4 protein-coding genes and 3 tRNA genes are annotated in these 2,979 nt (G+C 53.3%); all 7 read left to right on the top strand.

What is annotated here, in order from left to right; genetic code table 11:
* The first annotated feature begins 166 nt into the window (after positions 1–166).
* Positions 167–1,123: a bifunctional biotin--[acetyl-CoA-carboxylase] ligase/biotin operon repressor BirA gene (gene birA / locus BM317_RS29555; protein WP_092477208.1), complete on the top strand. Its 957-nt coding sequence runs from the start codon at positions 167–169 to the stop codon at positions 1,121–1,123.
* A complete protein-coding gene (locus tag BM317_RS29550; protein ID WP_092477206.1) occupies positions 1,113–1,862 on the top strand; it encodes a pantothenate kinase in 750 nt (249 codons plus the stop codon). Before birA ends, BM317_RS29550 begins: the two co-directional genes overlap by 11 nt.
* A gap of 7 nt (positions 1,863–1,869) precedes the next feature.
* Positions 1,870–2,325, top strand: a complete 456-nt coding sequence (locus tag BM317_RS29545) for a hypothetical protein (protein ID WP_092477204.1) — start codon at positions 1,870–1,872, stop codon at positions 2,323–2,325.
* A 142-nt stretch (positions 2,326–2,467) separates the two neighbouring features.
* Positions 2,468–2,552 (top strand) — tRNA-Tyr (locus BM317_RS29540).
* A 24-nt stretch (positions 2,553–2,576) separates the two neighbouring features.
* Positions 2,577–2,650, top strand: a tRNA-Gly gene (locus tag BM317_RS29535).
* Between the two features lie 26 nt (positions 2,651–2,676).
* Positions 2,677–2,752, top strand: a tRNA-Thr gene (locus tag BM317_RS29530).
* Between the two features lie 84 nt (positions 2,753–2,836).
* Positions 2,837–2,979 (top strand): GTP-binding protein (locus BM317_RS29525; RefSeq protein WP_256326681.1); only part of this gene is annotated, 143 nt, incomplete at its 3' end.

Below are 2,979 nucleotides of genomic sequence, written 5' to 3'. Positions count from 1 at the left end.
GTTTCCCCATGTGAGAGTAGGTCATCGTCAAGATTAAATTCCGAAACCCCTATCTGCTGATGCAGGTAGGGGTTTTGTTTTGCCCGCCGGAAAGTCATTTTGTGTTTCTATGCAACTGCCTTGCGCATGGCTATCATGCGGGCCTCATTATCAGGGCGCAGTCCGCATGCTCACGTTGCTAAAACTTCTGAAGGATGGCCGCTTTCATTCGGGGCAAGCGCTGGGTGCTGCACTGGGTATCAGTCGTAGTGCTGTATGGAAGCAGTTGCAGCACTTGGAGGCGGATTTAGGATTGTCTGTTCATAAAGTACGAGGTAGGGGCTATCAGTTGGCTAAGCCTCTGTTGCTTTTGGATACGGCGGAGATCTGCGCAAAAGGCCTTCATGAGTGGCCTGTCCATATATTTGACTCTATCGATTCCACTAACGCCGAGGCGCTGCGTTTCATCGAGCGCGGAAGTGTGGCGCCTTTCATGGTTTTGGCTGAGCGACAGATAGCGGGCCGTGGTCGGCGTGGCCGTAAATGGGTCAGCCCATTTGCCGAAAATCTCTACCACAGCCTGGTGTTACGCATTAACGGTGGTATGCGACAAATCGAAGGTCTGAGTTTGGTTGTCGGGCTTGCGGTCATGCATGTCTTGCGCGATATGGGGATCGCGACGGCAGGGCTGAAATGGCCGAATGATGTCTTGGTGGGTGAGAAAAAGATCGCCGGTATTTTGCTTGAATTGGTTGGAGACCCTGCAGACGTTTGCCATGTTGTCCTGGGCATAGGGATCAATGTGAATATGCAATCGACTGATGGTGTCGACCAGCAATGGACCTCCATGTGCCTTGAAGCGGGCAGGGATTTTGATCGAAATGAACTGGTGGCCCGATTGGGGGTGAAGCTGCAGGAATATCTGGAGCTTCATCGCATATCGGGGTTTGCTGCGATCCAGTCGGAATGGGAGCAGTACCATCTTTGGCAGGGGCGGGCTGTGTCTCTGATTGCCGGTGTTAATAAAATTGACGGCATTGTGCTGGGCATTGATCACCAGGGTGCGCTGCGTTTGAAGGTGGATGGCGTGGAAAAAAACTTTAGCGGTGGTGAGCTCAGTTTGAGGTTGCGTGATGATTCTTGAGCTCGACTGCGGCAACAGCTTTATCAAATGGCGCGTTCTCTGCTCTGACGGGATAACGCCGGTCGAGGGTGGTGTGGTCGGCTCTGACGACGATTTGCTCGCGAGCTTGAGTGATACGAAGAAGTTCCAGCTCAAGAAGTGTCGTCTTGTTAGCGTGAGGACCCAGGCGGAGACGGATTCATTGGTCGCCTCGCTGGTCGATGTGTTCGGGGTGTCGGTAGTTCGTGCTGTGCCTGCCCGGGAAATGGCGGGTGTGAGAAACGGCTACGAGGATTATGAGCGGCTAGGCCTGGATCGTTGGTTGGCCTTGCTTGGTGGTTTTCATCTCGCTTCGGGGGCGTGCCTGATACTGGATTTTGGTACTGCCGTCACAGCCGATTTCGTGGCTGCGGATGGTGGGCATCTGGGAGGGTTCATTTGTCCTGGTATGCCCTTGATGCGTAATCAACTGCGTACCCATACGCGGAAAATTCGTTATGACGATGTAGCGGCCGAGCGAGCCCATGAGAGCCTCGCTCCGGGTCGTACGACTGTCGAGGCGGTCGAGCGCGGTTGCATGCTGATGCTCAGGGGATTTGTCCTGACCCAGCTTGAATTGGCGGAGCAATATTGGGGAAAGGATTTCGTGGTGTTTCTCACTGGGGGGGATGCCAATCTGGTTTCCGGGGTCGTTCCAGATGCCAGGGTGGTGCCTGACCTGGTTTTCGTTGGTTTGGCGATGGCCTGCCCTTTGTCCTGAGGTTTCTATGCGGTGGCTGTTTCTGTTATTGCTGGTTTTGAATGTCTTCTATTACATCTGGCATCAGCAGGAGGCCCCGCTTCGCGCCAAGGATGTCACGCCGCTGAGTTTATATCGCGGATCGCAACAGGATATTCATCTATTGAGCGAAACGGCGGATGCCCTTGTCAGGCGCGATTCGGCTAAGTCTGCTGATGCCCCCAAAACTTGTGTCTATCTGGGTGGTTTTGCTCGCCCGGAGCTGGCCAGGCAACTGGAGCAGCGTCTCGCGGCTTCGGGTGTCGTAGGTCGTCCTGTGGTGTCGAACGCGCAAAATCTCCCTGAGGGAGAAGGTTTCTGGGTTCAGGTTCCCCAGGACGGCGCGGGAAAGGTGAATGAAACGCTGCTCCAAAACCTTTCTAAAGAATTCAATGAGTTAAAACATAAAATAATGCCATGCGAAGGGGTTGCACCCGCAGGGTAGTTTGCATAGAATGGCGCCCGCTTCGCAGCGAAGACCTTTAAAGGTAAGCGATACGGAGCACCGTCAACGCAGCTAACCTCAGGTTTTTAATGAGAAAATGCTTGACAGAAGGCTGGCATGATATAGAATGCCGGCTCGCTTAGGAGGGGTTCCCGAGCGGCCAAAGGGATCAGACTGTAAATCTGACGTCTACGACTTCGAAGGTTCGAATCCTTCCCCCTCCACCATTTTTAGCGTGAGCTGCAAGCTCCGCGGGTATAGTTTAGTGGTAGAACCTCAGCCTTCCAAGCTGATGATGCGGGTTCGATTCCCGCTACCCGCTCCAAGTTTGCAGGTTGTGCAAAGTGTTTCGCTCTTGTAGCTCAGTTGGTAGAGCACACCCTTGGTAAGGGTGAGGTCAGCGGTTCAAATCCGCTCAAGAGCTCCATATTACAAGGCAGATATGAAAATATCTGCCTTTGTTTTAATGGCTTGTGTGACTCGCTAAATTCTTCTCCTAGGGGTGATTTCGATGGCTAAGGAAAAGTTCGAACGTAATAAGCCGCACGTCAACGTTGGTACCATCGGTCACGTTGACCACGGTAAAACCACGCTGACCGCTGCTCTGACCCGTGTCTGCTCCGAAGTTTTCGGTTCGGCCAAGGTTGACTTCGA

This window comes from Pseudomonas sp. NFACC24-1 (genome assembly GCF_900115235.1).
Taxonomy (GTDB): domain Bacteria; phylum Pseudomonadota; class Gammaproteobacteria; order Pseudomonadales; family Pseudomonadaceae; genus Aquipseudomonas; species Aquipseudomonas fluorescens_AA.
The sequence above is the reverse complement of the archived record's forward strand: the minus strand, read 5'-3'. Positions and strand labels throughout refer to the sequence as shown.